The organism is Nocardioides alcanivorans (genome assembly GCF_021555175.1).
In the GTDB taxonomy this organism is placed as follows: Bacteria; Actinomycetota; Actinomycetes; order Propionibacteriales; family Nocardioidaceae; genus Nocardioides; species Nocardioides alcanivorans.
Genome location: NZ_JAKGRW010000024.1, coordinates 18,306 through 37,069, shown reverse-complemented (window position 1 = coordinate 37,069; position 18,764 = coordinate 18,306). Strand labels below are relative to the sequence as shown.

Genomic DNA, 18,764 nt, shown 5'->3' with positions numbered 1-18,764 from the left:
TCGTGGTCGGGAGGGTCTGGTCAGGCGGGTTGTGGGATCGCAGCGATGTTCGCGAAGACAGCGACGATCGCAGTCGCCCACGGCCACGAGTCCGGGATCCGGAGCCGTCGTCGACGAGCGCCGTGGGTGAGCCGGGCGGGCACGTGCAGGAAGCGGTAGCGCAGCGCCTTCGGCTCACACGCCGCGAGGACCTTCGCGTCGCCGGTCAGTGCGAGCAACCTGGTCCAGGCGGTCAGGTCCGCGGCAATCTGGACCAGCAGAAGCCAGACCTCGTTGATGTCGAACTTCCTTGACGGGAACCGCCCCAGGCCGGAGTCCTTGGCGTGCCGGATCCTGTCCTCGACCCGGGCATGGGCGCGGTGGCGGGCTTCGAGGAAGGCGAGCTGCCCGGTCGTGGTGTTGGTGACGAAGGCTTGGTATCGCCAGCCGTCGCGCTCCTCGAACAGCGACAGCTGCGCACCCGGGTGCGGGCGTTCGCGGCGGACGATGACGCGCATCCCGGTCGGCCACTTCGTGAGGTCGAGCAGGCCGGTGAGTTCGGCAACATCGCCGCCCTCACGGATCGCGCCGTCGGCATCGAGCGCCGGGGCCCAGACCTTCTTCGGGACCAGGTCGATCGCGTCGCGGAGCTTCTCGGTGATCGCGAACCCCACGCTGTATTCCACGCTGCGGCCGCGGACCTGATTCTGCTCGGTGAGCCAGTCCAGCAGCTTGTGTGATGCACCAGCGCCGTCGGAACGGATCAGCAGCTTGCGGCGGTGGCTGCCGGGGACCTGGGCGATTGCCTCGGTGAGCACCTCGATGTGGTCGGCCGCGGTGTTCGACCCAGCGTTCCCCGCACGGAGCTTGGCGGCGAGGAACTCCTCTGTGTTGTCGCACCACACCCCGAGCGGGTGGAATCCGAAGGTCCGCTTGAACGTGGCCGCCGCGCTCTCCTTCTCGCTGTGACTGACCACGATCGTGGCGTCGACATCGAGCACGATCAGGTCCTCAGCCAGATCGCTCCCGGCGACCCGGCTGGCCGGCACGCCGCCGGGCAACTGCGTCCAGACGTGGCGGCGGGCCCGGGCTCGCGCCTTCTGGATCTTCGTCAACCGACCCGGGGTGACCTCGTCCAGCGTCCGCCACACCGTCGGCGGCGACGCGACCGGGCCCAGCACGCCGGCCTGGTGGCGCAGCACGTCAATGTCGGCGATCGCCTCACCACCATCGGCCAGCATCACCGCGACATCGGCCAGCACCCGGCCGCGGTCATGACCAGGGTTGAAGTTGCGGCGGATCATCACCTTGGACAACTCGCCCGTCAGGCCGGTCCGGTCGGCCAGGAGCCGAGTCGCGACGCTGCCCGCGTGGGCCACCACGCCGACACCATCAGCGGACACCGACAGACCGGCAGACCACGAAGTACGCTTCACCTACGGAGTGCCTTCCAACTCGGAGAACTTGGGACGTCGCAATCACAAGTTTCCCCTGCTGGGCAGGCACTTCCGTGCTTCTACGCGCCGATCACACCCGAGCGCCGTGAACAATCCGGGCTAGGTAAGGCGGGTTTCCGAGTACGTATGTCTCGTCGGAAATTCCGTTCGAGCAGGCCACAAACCAATCGCTTGTAATGGCGTTGCCCTGCTGGATCTGCCCGGTCTCCTTCAGCGGGATCAGCGGGATAGAGACGCCAAACTTGTCCTTGAACTCACTGTTCATCTGATGCTTAGCAATCCACAACGAGAGAATCGCGACCTCGACGGCGAAGTCGTCGATTTCGATACCAAAGAAGTTTTCAATGCTGATTTTCGACTCGGCGTAGAGCACCTGATGTCTCTGATCAAGGTCGGCGAGACGTTCCAGGATCGCGTGCTCCAAGCGACGCAGCTCTTTGTACGCGATGACGAGGAAATTGCCTGATCCACATGCTGGGTCAAAAACTTTGATCTCGCTAATCCGCGTCAGCAGGGCTTCAAGTTTCTTGGCGGAGCCGAACCCGGCGCCGAACTGGTCCTTCAGCCCGTCGAGAAAGAGGGGCTCGATCGTCTTCAGGATGTTCGGCACCGATGTGTAATGCTGTCCCAGATCAGAACGCCTGCCCGGAGTGACGATGGCCTGGAACATCGACCCAAAAATGTCGGGGTTGATCTCGCGCCAGATCAGTGTCCCCGACTCGACCAGCAGTTCGCGAGCCTTCTTCGTGAATCGCGGTACGACATGCTCCGCCGACATCGTGAACAGGCGACCATTCACGTAGGGAAACGCTGTCAGGTGCTTGGGCTTATCCTCAACGCGTTCCGTGTCGAGCGAGGTGAATAGGTCAGTGAGGAACTCGGCAACATCCGATCCATCTGTCTGAGTGTGGGAACCGACGGCGTTGGTGAACTGGTTGTCGGCGAAGATGCCGGTGTCCTCGGCGAAGAAGCAGAACAGCAGCCGGGTGAAGAAGATGTTCAGCGCGTGACGGCCACCCGCCGTATCGAGCATTCCCGGGTTCGCGCCGAGGAGTTCGTCGAAGAGTTTGCCCATGCGCTCGGCCGCCTTGACGTCTGCATGGGCCTCGGCGACATACTGCGCCTTCTCCATGCCTGCCCAAGGCAGGAAAAACGTGAAGTGCTGGTCGATCTCGTGGATCGGAAACCCGATCGTCTCCCCGGTCTTCGTGTCGGTGGCGACGACCTCGGCATAGTCGGTGACGATCACGAACCTGGTGCTGTAGCGCACCACCGCGGGCGAGGTCTTCAACTCGTCGGCTACAGCGAGAGGGTCGCCGGTAGTTTCCTTGAAGTAGACGACGTTCTTCTGCGCCACCTCGGTGCTCGGGTCGACGGCGACGCTGAGTGATCCGTTACGTAGCCGGGTGACGTTGCCCTGCGGCTTCCCGTAGGCCAGAAGCAGATCGAAGATGAACTCGCGATCGTAAATGTCGCGGCCCGCAAGGGGCGCGACACGGTCCTCGACGGCCTTCAGGCTCAACTTACCCATGAGTTTCCTACTTCCATGAAGCTCATCAGAGCAGAGACCACCGACAAGACCTGTCTCATGAGCTCGACTCCGGCGCCGCTGCTCCGCCACGCCGGACCCACTCGTCGATCTCGCTGGCCTGAAACTTCCACAAGCGCCCAACTTTGTGAGCTGGCATCGCCTTGTCAGAGATCCACGCGTAGACCGTGTCTTTCGTGACACCCAGATGGGCAGCGATGTCGTCGGCGGACAACCAAGGTTCAGACATGTCGGCGCGACCTCTCGCATCAGCGAAACCGGATTTAACTGGGTATGGACCAGCCTAACCGAAGGTGATCCCGGTTTTGTCGGGTCCGCTGACATCAGCCGACGAGTGATCCGCGAACCTCGCACGACGGGTACGTCCGAGTAGAGCGCGAACCCTTGAACTCGTCGCCGCCGCCAACGCAGCGACCCCAACCCAGGCGAACTTGATGGCGTTCCAGGCGCAGGTGAGCGCGACCAGACTGAACCAGCCCGGGCCACCGGCCTCGAGGATCGTGGTGAGTCCGGCTGTGGCCGCGAGGTAGCCCGCGGTGAGTACAGCCGAGATTGGGAATGCCCACCTCCGACCGGTTGCGCTCCGCAGATAGCGGATCAGAACGTTGCTGGGCGCGTACGCGAAGAGGTACCGGTGAATGCTTCCGGCGAGGCGGAACGAGAGCGCGAGGATCATGACGATCGACCTTTCGAGGAACGGCACCTCGGGTGGTGCCTGTTCCTCAGGCGTAGTCGGGATTCAGTCCGCTGCGCTCTCCAAGTTCGATACCTGGGGACAACCGTGACCCGCGCGCCGCTGTGGAAACCTCAGTGGCCGATGCTTGGTCCCACAGTCGGTGCCGCGGAGCGCGAAGATACTTCGCCAACACGAACGAGCTCCACGGCACGACGCCATGCGGCTTGCGCCCGGTCTCGGTCGGACCTCTGGCTTTCGTCGACAGGGCGCGGACCGAGCGGACTGGATCCGAGGATGCGGTAGCGGTCGCGGTAGGCGGCGACGACCATCACCTCGGAAATCCAGTGATTGGCGTCCGCTGGACTCTCTGGACGGGAACCGAGGCCGCGCAGCCAGGACTCGCTGCTCTGGACGGCTTGATCGGCAAGCGCGACGGCACGCTGTTCCATCTGGCGCTGGCGTTCGCCGAGGGCTCGTCGGTCCACCGCGTCCATCGGGCCAGTTGCGACTGGGACGAGTCCGACGATGAGTTTAGGCTCGATCCGGCGTCGGCCACTCCTTCGCGGCAGTGCGGTCGCGTGGTGCAATCGACTGATCAGGACCGCCCCGACGTCAACTGCGTCCGCGAGCCCACGGTTCGCCACCAACTTGGGTAGCAACGTGTCGAGGTCGTAGCCGTTGGCTTCGGCTTTTCGGAACTCGGCGGTCAGCGGACCGAAGGACTCGGACGCAACAGCTCGTTCGACGTCCGCTTCGCCGAGGCCGCAATCGCTGACCAGGTCAAGCCAGCGGTCGTACTGGGCTTCGGCGGCGATGGTCTCGTATTCAGCCGCGAGTTGTTGGATGGAAGACCACTGGTCCTGCTCTGCTTTGATCGTCTGGTGGGCGGACAACTCGGCTCCGGAGCGCTGGAGGATGCCGTACAGCACCGTCCGACCGGTCACGTCGCCTTCTTGTGGCGGGGTGTGGGTGTCGTCGGGGTCGTCGAGGGCCACGTAAACGGTGTTGGCCTTCCGTCCTCGCGTCATGGAAACGTAAAGGTTCTCGCGGTTGGTCACACCGGACGCGACGACGTGGGCGGTGTCCACCGTGGATCCTTGGGCTCGGTGGGCGGTGATGGCGTAGCCGAGGTCGATATGTTCGCGTACGTAACCGGCGGGCAGCACCACCGTCCCCGCGATCTTCTGATCGATGCGTGCAGCGATCACCGAGCCGTCTGGCGTGACGTCGGTGATTCGCCAGCGGTCGCCGTTGTGGACCCAGCCACCGCGGAGCGAACGCAGGTGCCGTTGGTTACGGCGGGTGACGATCAGGTCGCCGGTTGAGGCGCGGTTGCCGTCAGCCAACTCCACCTCTCGTCCTGGTTCGGTCTCGCCAGCGAGGATTCGTTCAGCTCTGGCTCGCTGGTTGAGCTTGTCGACAGTGGCCTTAGCTTCGGTGACCAGCACGCTGGCGAGCCCAGCTTGGATGTCGTGTCGCCAGGCGTCGTACGCGGCGTCGGTCATGGCGTCGGTGTCGCCTTCGCGGACTCTGTCGTTGCGGACGTAGGTGCCGATGACGTCGGTGTCTCCTTGCCGTAGTGCGGCGGTGGCGTCTGCTTCCCAGTCGTGGTCGAAGCGCAGGATCCCGACGAGTTCGGGGGTGTCGTCGCTTGCCTCGGCCAGCATCGAGAACGCTCCACCTGCATCAACGGATTGCAGTTGTGCCCAGTCCCCCACCAGCAGGACTTTCGCGCCTGCCTCGGTGGCGAGTCCGGTGATTTTGTCCAGAGTGTGGGTGCCGGCGAGTGTTGCTTCGTCGATGATCACGAGCTGACCCGGTTTGAACTCGGCTCGTCCGTGGTCGTGTTCGTGGAGCCACTTCGCGGTGTTGTCGCATGCGGTGCCGAGGTCGTCGGCCAGCACCTGCGCAGCCGCGGCGGACGGAGCTAGGCCGACCACTGATCTGGAGCCGTGGGCGGAAGTCCAGGCTGTGTGGAGGGCGCGCATGGCTGTGGTTTTGCCGGCGCCGGCTGGTCCGACGAGGAGGTCGACCTGTCGGCCGGATCCGGCGATCTTTGTTAGTGCTTGGGCTTGTCCTTCGGTGAGCCGGTGACCGAGGACGCCTCGGCTGACGGCGGCCTTGATCAGCGACGGCTTGAGGGTGGGGGCTGTTCGGGTGTTTGCCCGCACGAGCAACCGGTCTTCGGCTGCAAGCAGGTCGGCCGAACTGAACACTGTGGAGTGTTGGGGCCGGAACCGGCTGCAGCCGTCGGCCCGGCGGAACGCGTCGGGGCTAGTGGCCAGCTCGGGTGGCGTCAGGCGCAGTGAGGCCTTGGTTGCTGCGTCGACGACCATGCCCACAACGGCTTCACGGTCCCGTGGTGTGGTGAAGCGCCACTCCATCGTCTGCCGGGATGCTTCTGCCCATAGATTCCAATGCCGCCAGGTGGAGCGCTTCTCCCCACGACCCCGACGACCTGCGTGCCAATCCTCGCCACCAGGTCGAGAGGCACATCCTCGGCACGGAGGGTTGGGGCGGAGGCTCCAGTCGTGATGCCACGTGCCCACTCTGTCGATCCCGCATCCAGAAGGGCTTCGGCCCGTTGGCGCCAGCCGTCGGTGAGCTCGGCGAGTGAATGCAGTTCCTTCTCAGGTCGGGTGGCGATGGTGGCGGTCGCCCGGAGTTCGACGATGGTCTTCGGCGATGGCCGGCGACCGTAGGTCACGGCGTACTCCTCGATGAGGCGGTCGGTCTCGATGTCGATCTCGCGGGAGCGGTTGGAGAACTCAGCGAGCAGTTCTTCGCTGACACCGGTGATCTCCAGTGCCTGGTTGCGGTCGGCGCCGCGGTCACGCCTGTTCCACTGCACTCCGAATCGTTGGGTCAGGATGTCGGCGAGGACTGCGTTGTAGTGCTCGGAGATCGCGACGACGCTGCGGTGGATCGGGATGCTGTCGAGGCTGCGCCACTTCTGGTCGTAGACGGTGCGGACCTTGTTGGACACCACGACGTGGGTGTGGAGTTGCGGGTCGCCACAGCGGGAATCCCAGTGGTCGTAGGCGGTGGCGGCGACGCCAGCGACTTCGTGTTGGGCGACGGCTCCGTTGCGTGCGTTGGCTCCTGCACGGGTGACTGCGACCTCGCGTTCGAAGAATGCGAGCACCTCGGCGACCGCCTCGTGGTGGGCTTCGACGAGTCGTTTCTGGGTGTCTGCGTCGGCGAGGCCCCACAGCACAGACACTGACTTCGGGACGCTGAAGGTGAGGTCGAATCCGGAGACCGCGGTCTTCGGCCCGCGGGCTTCCTCTTCGTGGGTGATCCGGGCAACCTCTGTCGCGCGCGCTTCACTGGTGAACGAACTGTCGATGGCCCCAAGTCGCTTGGCGATCCGCTCCTGAATAGAGGGGTACGTCGGGTACGCCCGCCCTAGCTGCTCCCCCGTCACTGGGTCACGGCCGTGGACTAGCAGGAGCTCCAACTGCGCGGGCGTCACCTCGGCCCCTGACGCGAGTTGGCCGTTGCCGAACTCGGTCACGCCGGAGCCCATCCACTCGCCTGGCGGTGTGCCCGCCTCGGCGTAGTAGCGGGTCATCGGAGTTCTCAGCGAGCGGTTGCCGTCGCCGACGACGACGCTCTTGAGCAGGTAGTTGCAGCCGTGGCCAGGGGTCATTTTCGGCTCTCCTGACTCTTCTGTGGGTCAGTTGCGGCCTGGGAGGGCGGGTCGGTGGCCGCCGAGGTTTGAGCATGGCCAGGGCGATGAGGGCGTCGGCGGAGTGGAATCCGTAGGCCATCCGGGTGATGAGTCGGATCTTGGTGTTGGTTGATTCGATGAGCCCGTTGGACAGGTTGTGCTCGATGGCGGCGAGGATCCGGGGCCGGTGTTTGACGATGCTCTTGGCGAGTTTCACGAACGCCGGGATCCGGCAGCGACGGGCCCAGGCGATCCACCGGTCCAACGCGATGACGGCGGCCTTGTGAGGCAGTCGGAACACGGTACGCAGGCCTTCCTTGAGTAGGTAGGCCCGGTACAGCTTCGGGTCACTGGTCGCGATCCAGGACAGCAGGAACTGTTGATTCTCGGTGAGGTCCTCGGGGTTCTTCCACAACGCATACCGGGCACCCTTCAGCGATTTGGCCCGTTCACTGCCTGGGCGTGGTGGCGCGTCTGCTGGCGGCCTGCCGCGTCCGCGCTTGGGTTCGGAGCGGGCTTGACGACGGGCGTCGTTCCACGCCTCACGGCGCACTTCGTCGAGGGCGTTGGTTGCCCACTTCACGATGTGGAAGGGATCGGCGACGCGCACCGCGTTGGGGCACATCTGGGCCACCATCGAGTCGATGAAATCAGCGCCATCCGCCGACACGTGGGTGATCTGGGCACAGCGTTCCTCCCCGAGCAGGGTGAAGAACTCTCGCACCGTGGCCGAGTTGCGGCCCGGCGCAGCCCACACCAGTCGTCGGGTGTCGTGGTCGACCACGACCATCAGGTACTTGTGGCCCTTCTTGTAGCTGATCTCGTCGATCCCGATCCGCCGTAGCCCGGCCAAACGGTCGTGCTGGGCGTCGATGTCGGCCCACACCCGCGAGATGATCGCTCCGACGGTGCGCCACGCGATCCGCATAAACTGCGTAGCGGTCGTCTTCGATGCCCGGGTAGCCAGCCAGGCGACCTGGTCGTCGAAGGCCAGGGTGTGTCCGGCGTCGTGCCGAGCCCAGGGGACGTGCGCGACCACCACGCCATGGGCAGGGCACTTCACGCGTGGGCTGTCCGCCTCGAGGAACGCGATCGTGGTGCCCAGATCCAGCGCCCGCCACCGACGCCGGCCCGGACCAGCGTCGTACCTGCAGCACGGTCGTCGGCACTGTCCGCACCGTCCCCGATACCGGCTCGCCGGCCGCACGTGCGCCACCAAAGCGTCGGCATCCTCGTCGAACTCGACCCGCTCAATGACCGTCTTCTCGACGCCAAGAAGACTCCGCCATAGGCTGACATCACGCACGCCGCTCTCCTGCGCCTGGTTGCTGTTTCTAGACAACTCAGAAACCTAGACAGGAAGCGGCGTGCGGCTCTCTCAGACGCGCTCAAGCACCCACAGGTATGTCAGGAGCGCCTCATTTTCCGCATCGAAACCGTCACGCGGTTCACCTCCTCGAACACAAGGTGCGCCGGCTGTTCCCCTCGCTGTGCCAGAGGTGTGACCGGATTGAGCGGGAGGCTGCGAAGCAGTCGATTCCAAGCGAATGCGGGCGGTTAGGCAATGGCTGTGCACCTGGTCGATGAGGTGCACACAGGAGGAACAAATGTTGCGCAGATCACATTTGACTGGCTCAATAGTTGCAGGCGGTGATCTCGATGGGACCGCTATCGGGGCGCCGTCGACTGCTCTCCCGGGACCTTCCCGGTGGGGCGGACGGACTCGGCCATGACGAAATTCTCCGGAACGTTCTCGGTCGCGACGGCAGTTTTTCTGCTCGCCGCGGTGGCTGCCTGCGGCTCGGACTCCGACGCCGAGCCAGCGCCGAAGCCGACCCCCAGTGCGTCTTCTCCGACCAGCGCTGCACCCTCGACACCAGGAACTCCAGAGGAGTCCGCAGCCGCTGCGGCCGAAGTCACCGTTGGTGACTACTACGCGCTCACCGATCTGTTGCTCCAGGACGACGCGGTCGCTCTCGACCGCCTGGAGGAGGTCGCGATCAGTACCCAGCTCTCGGCCCAGAAGAACTTCCTGACGAGCGAGCGAGCTACCGGAACCCAGCAGCGTGGTGACACGGAGATCGTCGAGGCCAAGGTGCAGTCGGTCAGCTTGGACAACTCGGAACCGAATGCCGGACGCGTCCCGTCGGTGACGATCGATGTCTGCTGGGACGTCAGTGACGTCAATGTTGTCGATGCCTCCGGCAAGTCGATGGTTCCCGCTGACCGAGCTGACCGCGGATGGACACGGTTGACCGTCGCGAACTACACCTGGGACACCGATCCCGACACTGGCTGGCGCGTCGCCGGCGGCGAAGACCTGGAGAAGACCCCGTGCGCCGGGTGAGTACGCGGATCCTCGCGCTACTGCCCCTCCTCGTCGGGTGCCTGATCGGCATCGCTGCTTCACCGGCCGTCGCCGACTCCAAGACCGTCTGTCAGCAGACGCACCCGACCACTGGCAAGTGCCTGGTGTGGGTGGTCGTCGAGGTGCCGGGCAGCGAGAACGTCGACGACGGCCCGAAGGACACCGGTTCCGGTCAGAGCTGCTACTGGGACGGCACGAAGCAGGGCATCAGCAAGCCGCCACCGGGACCCGTGCCCTGCACGTCGGAGTATGGCTACTGGTCGAACAGCTACCGCTGCTACATCCGACTCCTCGATCCTCAACCGCCCGCCGGTGATCCCGCATGGAAAGGGCATGAACCTGGCGATGGGGCGGTCTACGACTGCTACCAGCCACAGACCGATCTGCTGATCCACATCTGGGCTGACAATCCCCCGGAGAACTCGGGCGCCGGCCCGAACCCCCGCGACGTCGCCCAACTCGCCATCGACGACATGGCTCTACGTGCGATCGACGTCGGCATCACCCCGCAGCCCGGGGCGAACCGGATCGGGTTGGTCGGGATGCCGGTATGGATGTGGGCGGCGAATCCTGACGAGCACACCTATGGGCCGATCACCGCAACGGCCAGCGCGGGTGGCATCACGATCACCGCGACAGCGAACGTCCAGAATGTGGCCTGGCAGATGGGCGACGGCACCACCGTCGAGTGCCGCACGCCAGGGACGCCGTACAAGGCCGCCTACGGCAAGAAGCCGTCACCGGACTGCGGTCACGTCTACACGAAGTCGAGCGCCGGAGAGCCCGGTGGCACCTACACGGTGACGGCGACGTCGTCGTGGGTGATCACGTGGGAGGGCGCCGGACAGACCGGAACCATCCGCCTCGACGGCCTGCAGAGGTCAGTCGAGATCACCGTCGGAGAGGCACAGGTGCTCGTGGAGTAACGGGCAGCGACGAGAGGGCAGACGAAGATGAGCAACACCGCGACACGGTATGAACGATCGCAGGTCCCCCTCCGTCCTCTGCCGAGCCACCGTTGCCTCCACCTCCGAAGCTGCGGCGACGTCCGGCCCTCATCGCTGCCGCGGTGGTGGCGATCTGTCTGGGCGCGATCCTCGGCGGTTGGGCATGGACCGCCACGACCAACACCCAGGAAGTCCTCGCCGCACGTGCCGACATCGAGCGCGGGGCGATCATCGAGGCCGACGACCTGACCCGGGTCCGGGTCACCAGCGACCCCGCCTTGAAGCCCGTCGGTGCGAGTTCTTTGGACTCGGTGGTCGGACAACGAGCCGCCGTCGACATCGCAGCCGGTTCGCTGCTGACGCCCTCGTCGTACGCCGACTCGGTGGTTCCCGCCGAAAACCTGTCGGTCGTCGGTGTCGCCCTGACGTCGTCACAGGCACCCGGGATGAATCTGCAGACGGGTGATCGAGTGCGCGTGGTCGCGACACCGGCTGAGGGCAGCGATGCGCCGACCGGGGTTCCCTCGTTCAGCGAGGCCGAGGTGGTCGGCGTTCGAGTCTCTGATGGCACCGGTCGACTCGTCGTGGATCTCCTGGTCCCCCATGCCGAGGCAGCCACCCTGGCCGCCCAGATCGCGACAGGGAACGTCGCGATCGTGCTGGACTCCAGGGCGCGGTGAGGACATGGCTGTCATTGCGCTCTGCTCTGCGTCCGGCTCGCCCGGGGTCACGACGACCGCCCTAGGGATGGCGTTGTTGTGGCCCCGCCCGGTACTGCTGGTCGAAGCGGACGCCACGGGCGGGTCTGGGATCTTGGCGGGCTACTTCCGCGGCATCAAATCCTACGACCAGGGCCTGGTCGAGCTGGCCCTCTCAGCTGACGACGTAGCCGACCTGCTGCCCCGGATCGCCCACCCGATCGGCTCCTCAACCGCTGCGTTCATCCCGGGCCCACGGGCCCACACCCAGGCCCCGGCGCTCACCGGACTCTGGGGTCCGTTGATGACGGCGCTCCAGGATCTCGAAACGACCGGCCAGGACGTCATCGTCGACTGTGGTCGACTCGGGCTCGTCGGATGGCCCGAGCCCGTGCTCGCCGAGTCAGATCTCTCGCTGATCCTGTGTCGAACGCACCTGCCTGCCATCGCAGCCACCCGGTCGTGGGCCGAAGCCATCCAGCGTGGGCACCCTGCGTGGGCGAACCCCGGCGTGATGCTCGTGGGCGAGGGGCAGCCGTATTCGGCCAAGGAGGTCAACAGCGTCCTCGGGCTGCCGGTCCATGCAGTCGTCGCCGACGATCCTCAGTCCGCAGCGGTCTTGCACCGCGGCGTGAGGATCCCCGACCGGTTCGATCGCAGTCCGTTGCTGCGCAGCCTACAAGCGGCGATCTCCGCGATCCACGCCGCAATAAACGTCCGGCGCAATGGCCTCGGCGCGGAGGTGCTCTCCGATGTCCAGTGACCACCTCGTTCGCCCCACCAACGCAGACCCGCGGCTGATCGACCTACCGTTGTTCGGCCAACCGCTGCCCAGCACCTCCGCTGCGACTCCCACGCGACCGCCCGAACCGCCGCTTGCGTCGTCGTACGACGACGTGGACATCGACTGGGGCATCGTCGCCTCACTTCGCACCCTCGCCTCAAAGCAGTTGAGCCAAGCAGTGAGCGCCGAATCTTCTCGTCTGGACAAGACGGCGCAGACCGAGTTGGGCCGCGCCATCGTGCTGGATCTGATCGAGTCGACGATGGCCGATCGAGTCAACGACGGACGCGGCGCGTGGAGCTCAGCAGCCCAGGCCGCTCTCGCCCAGGCGGTGTTCGATTCCCTGTTCCGTCTGGGAAGGCTACAGCCGCTGGTCGACGACGACCGGGTCGAGAACATCATCATCGCCGGCCACGACAACGTCATGCTCGAACTCATCGACGGATCGCTCATCGAGGGACCACCCGTCGCCGACTCCGATGCCGAACTGATCGACTTCCTGGTCTTCCTCGCTTCACGCAGCGAGGTGAACGCCCGCGGGTTCTCCGAAGCACAACCTCGCCTACACCTGCGACTTGACGGTGGCTCGCGATTGGCGGCTGCGGCGTGGGTAACGCCCCGACCATCGGTCGTGATCAGACGACACCGGCTGATGCAGGTGACACTGGAGGACCTCGTCGAGCGCGGAATGCTCTCACCCCTGCTGGCCTCGTTCCTGCGTGCAGCCGTCCGTGCCCGCAAGAGCATCGTGATCTCAGGCTGCCAAGGTGCCGGGAAGACGACACTGGTGCGTGCCCTGTGCAGCGAGATCGATGAGCACGAGGCGATCGGCACCTTCGAGACCGAGTACGAACTCCACCTCAACGAACTGGGCCGTCACAAGATCGTGCATGCCTGGGAAGCACGCCCCGGCTCCGGCGAGCGCGGTGCCGACGGTCGCCTGGCCGGCGAGTTCAACCTCGACGAGGCGCTGATCGACTCGTTCCGGTTCAACCTGTCGCGCCAGATCGTCGGCGAAGTCCGCGGCCAGGAGATCTGGGCGATGATCAAGGCGATGGAGTCCGGCACCGGATCCATCTCCACCACCCACGCCTCTGATGCCGTTGCCGCGATCCGCAAGCTCGTCACGTGCGCGATGGAGGCCGGCCCACACGTCACACACGAACTGGCAACGAGCAAGCTCGCCTCGACCATCGACCTGATCGTGCAACTGGATCTCACCACCGAGCGCGCGCCGGATGGGTTCCAGCGGCGCCGCTGCGTGCGTGAAGTGATCGCAGTCGCGTCGGGCGAACGCGAGACCGGCTACGCCACGACACACCTGTTCTCCCCCGACGCCTCCGGCACCGCACGGCCCGCGATCCTTCCCGAGGAGTACCGGGCACTGGCATCCTTCGGATTCGACCTCGGCAGCTTCCTCAGCGAGCAGCAGGTGTTGTCGTGATCGCCTTGGTACCGGCCGTTGCGGGATCCCTGATCGTCGCCGGGATCATCGGGGTGGTCGTCGGCCTGAAACCGGCGCCGGTGCGTCCGTCGCGGTCTCGTCCGGTTCGGCGCAAGCCGATAAGCGCTGCCACGAAGCGGCTGCTGCTGGTGGGCGTGGTCGGCGGGTGCTTGGCGTGGTTGGTGACGGGTTGGGCCCTCGCGCTGATCGCCGTTCCGCTGGCATGCGTGGGCGTGCCGATGCTGTTGTCCAACTCCGGCGCCGCGGCAAGGATTGACCGGCTCGAAGCCATGGAGGAATGGACGCGGTCGCTGTCCGGTGTGCTGACTGTCGGCATCGGCCTGGAGCAGGCGCTGGTGGCCACTGAACGGTCGACTCCGAGTGCGATCCGGCCGGAGGTACAGCGACTGGTCGCGCGTTTGCGTTCGCGGTGGAACACCGAGGAGGCGATCCGGTCGTTCGCTGACGAACTGGACGATGCGACCGGAGATCTGGTGGCTGCGAATCTGATCCTCGCGGCGAGACGTCGGGGCGTCGGGCTGGCGCAGGTGCTGGAAAGTCTGGCCGAGTCGGTCTCTGCCGACGTGCGGGCTCGGCGGCAGATCGAGGCCGACCGGGCCAAGCCTCGCGCCACTGCCCGCTGGGTGACGATCATCAGCGTCGGTGTGCTGGTGATCCTTGCGATCTCCGGGACGTACGTCGAGCCCTACCGCAGTCCGCTCGGCCAAGTCATCTTGGTGACGCTGTTGACTGCGTACGTCGCGACGTTGGTGTGGATGAAGCGGATGGCGGTCGGCAAGCCGTTGGCACGCTTTCTCGTCGGTGCGCCGGGGCCTGTGGGGCGGGCGTCGTGATCGCGGGGCTGCCCTTGGCGATGGTGGCCGGCGCGCTGTTGATGCTCGGCGGCGTCCTGCTGGTTGCCCGGTTGCTGCCTGCTCAGGTGGATCTCGCCGAAGCACTCGGACGTCTCACACCCTCCCGGCACACCGATGTCACTTCCATTGCGGAGTCGACCTCAGGCAAGGAGCGCCTCGGGGTCTGGGCGATCCGGGTGCTTCCTCCCGGGATGTGGGTGCGCACGCCGACTCGGGAATTGGCGCTGCTGCGGATCCCGTTGGCGAAGTTCTATGGCGACAAGCTCACGTTCGCCGCACTCGGGCTGGTGGCACCGCCGCTGCTCGGCGCCTTCTTCGAGGTCTTGGGCATCGGGCTGCCGGTGATGGTGCCGGCGTTCGCCTCGGTCGCGCTGGCGGCGGTGTGCTTCTTCATTCCGAACTACAACGCCGTCGACGACGCGAAGCGGGCGCGGGTGGAGTTCGCACGGGCGCTTGGTGCCTACATCGACCTGGTTGCCCTGGAGCGCCACAACGGCTCCGGCGTCCGCCAGGCGATGGAGTCCGCTGCCGAGGTCGCGGACTCGTGGGTCTTCCGGCGGCTCAGTGAGGAGCTCGGCCGCTCCCGCTGGTCGGGCCTTCCGCCCTGGGATGCGTTGCATGCGTTGGCTGAGGAGCTCGGATTGCCCGAGTTGGAGGACTTCGCCGACATCATGCGGCTCTCCGGCGAGGAGGGTGCCGCGGTCTACGGCAACCTGCGTGCCCGGTCTGCCGCCATGCGCACGGCGATGCTCAACGCCGAAGTCGCCCAGGCCAACGTGGTCGGCGAACGGATGACGATCCCCGGCTCCCTGCTCGGAGTCATCTTCATGGCGCTGCTCGTGGCGCCGTCCCTGCTGCGGATGTTCAGCGGCACCTGAATGTGAGAAGGAAGGAAGCACACCATGAAGCGATTGATGGCGGCGGTCACGACGCTGATGCTCGTCTGGGAGGACCGGCTGAAACGTGACGAGCGGGGCTCGGTCACCACTGAGCACGTCTTGTGGGCGGTGGCGGTGATCGCCATCGTTGGGATCGTGGTCGCGGCGGTGAAGACCTTTGTCGAGATCCAGGCCGGCAAGATCAACTGAGCGACGACGGGATCAGCGTGGTTCGGTCTCGGTCGAACTCGTGATCCTGCTGCCGGCTCTGTTCGCAGTCCTCTTCCTCGGGATGCAGGCCGCGCTCTACTACCACGCCCGAACGGTCGCGATCGCGGCCGCACAAGAGGGCGCGCGAGCCGCCGGCGCGAAGACCGGGAGCGAATCTCGCGGTGTCGACGCTGCCAACGCGTTCATCGGCGACATCGGAAACGACGTACTCCAACACGCCGTCGCTCAAGCCGAACGTACGGCGACCACCGCCACCGTGGTTGTCGAGGCGCGCAGCCTGAGCGTCATCCCCGGCTGGAATCCGGTGATCCGCCAGAGCGCCACCGTTCCCGTCGAGCGGGTGACCGCACCATGAACCGCCGAGGCGACCGGGGATCGGCGTCGGTCGAGGCCGCCATCGTCGTACCGGCCTTCGCACTGTTCGTGGGACTCATCATCTTCGGCGGCCGCACCGCCGTCGTGCGTCACTCCGTGGAGTCGGCCGCCGCGGACGCAGCCCGTTCGGCCTCCATCCTGCGCGTCGAGGCCGACGCCAAGAAAGCAGCCAAGGACGCGGCCGTCACCAACCTCGCCAACCAAGGCATCAACTGCCTCCGCATTGACGTCGACATCGACACCCAACAGTTCTCCCACGATGTCGGCACACCAGCACAAGTCGACGTGACCGTGTCGTGCCTTCTCGACCTCTCAGATCTGTCCGTCCCCGGAGTACCTGGCACCCGGACCATCTCGGCCACGATGACCAGCCCGATCGACACGTGGCGGGAGCGGTCACCATGACACGACGCCACAACGAACGCGGCTCAATCAGCATCTGGGTCGTCACCGCGACCATCGTGATGATGACGCTGGTCGGCCTGGCCGTCGACCTCGGCGGTCAGGTCCACGCGCAGCAGCGCGCTCACGACGTCGCCGCCCAAGCAGCCCGCGCCGGTGGACAGCAGGTGGAGGCAGCCCCGGCGGTGCAAGGCCGGTACGTCGCCCTCGACACCGCCGCTGCCCAACGCGCCGCCGAGCAGTACCTAGCAGCCGCCGGAGTCAAGGGAACCGTCACGATCACCGGCGGCACCACCCTGATCGTCCGCGTCACCGACACCTACGAGCCGACCTTCCTCTCGATGGTCGGCATCGGAGATCTCACGGCGACCGGTGACGCGTCAGCACGTCTGATCAGAACAACTGGAGGAGCCGAGCGATGAATCGCACCCAGTCCCGTGCCCGAGGCCTTGTTGCCGCCCTCCTGATCGTGGCCGCGCTCGCCGGCGTGCCGGTGCTGCTCGTCGCCCTCGGCGCCACTCCGTGGACCGTCGACCTGGCCGATCTGCGGCTCAGGCTGTTGAGCCCGGACGACGGCAGCGTCGCTCTGATCATCATCGGCGCCACCGCGTGGATCGCGTGGGCTGTGATGGCCTTCTGCCTACTCACCGAGATCGTCGCTGCGGTCCGTGGTGTGCGCGCCCCACAATTGCGAGGTCTCGGAGCTGGGCAGCAGCTGGCATCTCAGCTGGTGGCTTCGGCCGCGGTCCTGTTCGCCGTCGCGCAGCCCCTCAGCATCGCCCTCGCCGCAGCGCCAGCGCACGCCGACAACATCACCGCAGCCCAGACCACCCCTCCTGCTGCATCCCTTGCGGAACCAATCGCTGAAGCAACCCCGTCGCTGGTCCTGCACGCGAAGCCCGCACCTGCGACAGAGCTGTACACCACCCGGGCCCATGACAGCCTGTGGAAGATCGCCGAAGCGCACCTCGGCGATGGCACTCGGTTCACCGAGATCGTCGACCTCAACCCCGATCTGTTCCCCGACGGACCGGGATTCCTCACCGCGGGAACGGTGCTGCAACTCCCGGCGAACGAATCAACCGCAGCCGTCGATCCCGAGGACAGCCCCTACGTGGTCGAGCCCGGCGACACGTTGTGGGACATCGCCGACGAGGAGCTCGGCGACTCGACCCGATACGAAGAGATCTTCGGAGCCTCGGACGACATCGTCCAACCCGATGGCCAGACGCTGACCGATCCCGATCTGATTTACCCGGGTTGGGAACTCGAGATCCCCGACGACGCGCCGGTCGAGATGAGGCCGCACGAGACCACACCCAAGGACTCGACCCCGGAACCACCGTCGGAGACTGCCCCGACCGCCCCTCCGGAAGCCACACCCACTCCCCGCCCCTCGATGTCGAAGCACCGACAGACACGGCCGCCGAGGCGCAATCCAGCGACGTCGACCAGAGCGGCAATACACCGACCTGGCTGCTGCCCGGCCTCACCGGCGCCGGCACCGTCCTCGCAGGATCTCTCTTTCTCGTCCTGCGTGCCCACCGCCGTACCCAACTGCGCTTCCGAAGCCCCGGCGAAGTGCTCGAGCCACCTCCTCAGGAGCTGGTCGCTGTCGAGAAGACCGCACGCCTCAGCGCCGGCACCGTGCCGCGACTCCAGGAACTCGACCGTCTGCTGCGGCACCTCGCCGATGGGCTGGAGTTGACTCGTCAGCCGCGGCCTCGCCTCCAGCACATCGAACTCGCCGACCATCGGGTGACCCTCCACCTCGCCGAACCGGCCGCGCCCCCGCCCGGATGGGGTGGCACGGACGACGCTTGGACCTTCGAGCGCGACCAGCCACTTCCCGACCCCGAAAGTCCGGCGCCCTGGCCGCTGCTGTGCACCATCGGCGCCACCGACGACGGACACCTGGTGCTTCCCAACCTCGAAGAACTCGGCACCATCGCACTCACCGGTGACCCGGAGGCAGCGACTGCGCTCGCGCGCTCCATGACCGCAGAACTCACGCTCAGCCCGTGGAGCATGCTCACCGACATCGACACCGTCGGAATCGCCTCCGAACTCGCCGACCTCGACCCGGTGCGACACCGCCACCACGAGCCGAACGATCTCGACTTCCTCGACCACCTGGCAGCTGATCTCGCCAACCGAGGCGACAACGAACCTGAGGTGTTCCACGCTCTCATCACGACCGACGCCGATGCGGCCGAACCGATCATCCGAGTCATCACAGACAGCATCGAGCGACTCGGCGCCACCGTCGTGACCGCGAACCACTCCCCGGCGCCGACGGTGTCTCGTTCCGTCTGACCAGTGACGGCAGACTGCACATCCCGGATCTCGGTCTCGACCTCGCAACTGCCGGCCTCACAGTCGCCGAGGCCGCAGCGACCGCAGCTATCGTCGCGGTCACCCGCGATGC

At 66.0% G+C, this 18,764-nt stretch carries 19 protein-coding genes and 1 pseudogene; 13 read left to right on the top strand and 7 right to left on the bottom strand.

Annotation, left to right across the window (positions count from 1 at the left end):
- Window positions 1–20 precede the first annotated feature (20 nt).
- The 7 genes and pseudogenes from L1066_RS13390 to L1066_RS13360 all read right to left on the bottom strand — a co-directional run bounded on the left by L1066_RS13390 (window position 21) and on the right by L1066_RS13360 (window position 8,640).
- Window positions 21–1,415, bottom strand: coding sequence for an IS1380 family transposase (locus L1066_RS13390; protein ID WP_235736804.1), 1,395 nt, complete (start codon window positions 1,413–1,415; stop codon window positions 21–23).
- A gap of 91 nt (window positions 1,416–1,506) precedes the next feature.
- Entirely contained in the window at window positions 1,507–2,967 is a 1,461-nt protein-coding gene (locus L1066_RS13385) for a DNA methyltransferase (protein WP_235736803.1), read from the bottom strand.
- 55 nt (window positions 2,968–3,022) lie between these two features.
- Window positions 3,023–3,214 (bottom strand): helix-turn-helix domain-containing protein, encoded by a 192-nt coding sequence (locus L1066_RS13380; protein ID WP_235736802.1) that lies wholly within the window; start codon window positions 3,212–3,214, stop codon window positions 3,023–3,025.
- 54 nt (window positions 3,215–3,268) lie between these two features.
- The gene (locus L1066_RS13375; protein ID WP_235736801.1) at window positions 3,269–3,661 is read right to left on the bottom strand and encodes a hypothetical protein; all 393 of its coding nucleotides are present in this window, start codon (window positions 3,659–3,661) and stop codon (window positions 3,269–3,271) included.
- 131 nt (window positions 3,662–3,792) lie between these two features.
- The gene (locus L1066_RS13370) at window positions 3,793–5,997 is read right to left on the bottom strand and encodes an ATP-dependent DNA helicase (RefSeq protein ID WP_235736800.1); all 2,205 of its coding nucleotides are present in this window, start codon (window positions 5,995–5,997) and stop codon (window positions 3,793–3,795) included.
- Window positions 5,958–7,313, bottom strand: coding sequence for a MobF family relaxase (mobF, locus tag L1066_RS13365; protein ID WP_235736799.1), 1,356 nt, complete (start codon window positions 7,311–7,313; stop codon window positions 5,958–5,960). The genes L1066_RS13370 and mobF overlap by 40 nt, the downstream gene beginning before the upstream one ends.
- Before the next feature lie 27 nt (window positions 7,314–7,340).
- A pseudogene (locus L1066_RS13360) lies at window positions 7,341–8,640 on the bottom strand (ISL3 family transposase).
- Window positions 8,641–9,063: 423 nt separating this feature from the next.
- On the opposite strand from L1066_RS13360, the gene L1066_RS13355 reads away from it, so the two are divergent.
- From L1066_RS13355 to L1066_RS13295, 13 genes are all read left to right on the top strand, one after another.
- Window positions 9,064–9,681, top strand: a complete 618-nt coding sequence (locus L1066_RS13355; protein WP_235736798.1) for a hypothetical protein — start codon at window positions 9,064–9,066, stop codon at window positions 9,679–9,681.
- Window positions 9,678–10,628: a hypothetical protein gene (locus L1066_RS13350; protein WP_235736797.1), complete on the top strand. Its 951-nt coding sequence runs from the start codon at window positions 9,678–9,680 to the stop codon at window positions 10,626–10,628. The genes L1066_RS13355 and L1066_RS13350 overlap by 4 nt, the downstream gene beginning before the upstream one ends.
- A gap of 92 nt (window positions 10,629–10,720) precedes the next feature.
- Complete coding sequence (locus tag L1066_RS13345) at window positions 10,721–11,329, top strand: SAF domain-containing protein (protein WP_235736796.1); 609 nt, start codon at window positions 10,721–10,723, stop codon at window positions 11,327–11,329.
- 4 nt (window positions 11,330–11,333) lie between these two features.
- Window positions 11,334–12,110 (top strand): CpaE/TadZ family protein, encoded by a 777-nt coding sequence (locus L1066_RS13340; RefSeq protein WP_235736795.1) that lies wholly within the window; start codon window positions 11,334–11,336, stop codon window positions 12,108–12,110.
- On the top strand, window positions 12,100–13,575 hold the full coding sequence (locus L1066_RS13335; protein ID WP_235736794.1) for a TadA family conjugal transfer-associated ATPase: 1,476 nt from the start codon (window positions 12,100–12,102) through the stop codon (window positions 13,573–13,575). Before L1066_RS13340 ends, L1066_RS13335 begins: the two co-directional genes overlap by 11 nt.
- The gene (locus L1066_RS13330) at window positions 13,572–14,429 is read left to right on the top strand and encodes a type II secretion system F family protein (RefSeq protein WP_235736793.1); all 858 of its coding nucleotides are present in this window, start codon (window positions 13,572–13,574) and stop codon (window positions 14,427–14,429) included. Before L1066_RS13335 ends, L1066_RS13330 begins: the two co-directional genes overlap by 4 nt.
- Entirely contained in the window at window positions 14,426–15,328 is a 903-nt protein-coding gene (locus L1066_RS13325) for a type II secretion system F family protein (RefSeq protein ID WP_235736792.1), read from the top strand. The genes L1066_RS13330 and L1066_RS13325 overlap by 4 nt, the downstream gene beginning before the upstream one ends.
- 24 nt (window positions 15,329–15,352) lie before the next feature.
- On the top strand, window positions 15,353–15,538 hold the full coding sequence (locus tag L1066_RS13320) for a hypothetical protein (RefSeq protein ID WP_235736791.1): 186 nt from the start codon (window positions 15,353–15,355) through the stop codon (window positions 15,536–15,538).
- Window positions 15,507–15,914 carry a TadE/TadG family type IV pilus assembly protein gene (locus tag L1066_RS13315; protein WP_283095419.1) on the top strand — a complete coding sequence of 136 codons (408 nt, stop codon included), beginning with the start codon at window positions 15,507–15,509 and terminating at the stop codon, window positions 15,912–15,914. Before L1066_RS13320 ends, L1066_RS13315 begins: the two co-directional genes overlap by 32 nt.
- Window positions 15,911–16,339 (top strand): TadE family protein, encoded by a 429-nt coding sequence (locus L1066_RS13310; protein WP_235736789.1) that lies wholly within the window; start codon window positions 15,911–15,913, stop codon window positions 16,337–16,339. The genes L1066_RS13315 and L1066_RS13310 overlap by 4 nt, the downstream gene beginning before the upstream one ends.
- The gene (locus L1066_RS13305) at window positions 16,336–16,758 is read left to right on the top strand and encodes a pilus assembly protein TadG-related protein (RefSeq protein ID WP_235736788.1); all 423 of its coding nucleotides are present in this window, start codon (window positions 16,336–16,338) and stop codon (window positions 16,756–16,758) included. The genes L1066_RS13310 and L1066_RS13305 overlap by 4 nt, the downstream gene beginning before the upstream one ends.
- Complete coding sequence (locus L1066_RS13300; protein WP_235736787.1) at window positions 16,755–18,044, top strand: LysM peptidoglycan-binding domain-containing protein; 1,290 nt, start codon at window positions 16,755–16,757, stop codon at window positions 18,042–18,044. The genes L1066_RS13305 and L1066_RS13300 overlap by 4 nt, the downstream gene beginning before the upstream one ends.
- Complete coding sequence (locus L1066_RS13295; protein ID WP_235736786.1) at window positions 17,984–18,652, top strand: hypothetical protein; 669 nt, start codon at window positions 17,984–17,986, stop codon at window positions 18,650–18,652. The genes L1066_RS13300 and L1066_RS13295 overlap by 61 nt, the downstream gene beginning before the upstream one ends.
- Window positions 18,653–18,764 lie beyond the last annotated feature (112 nt).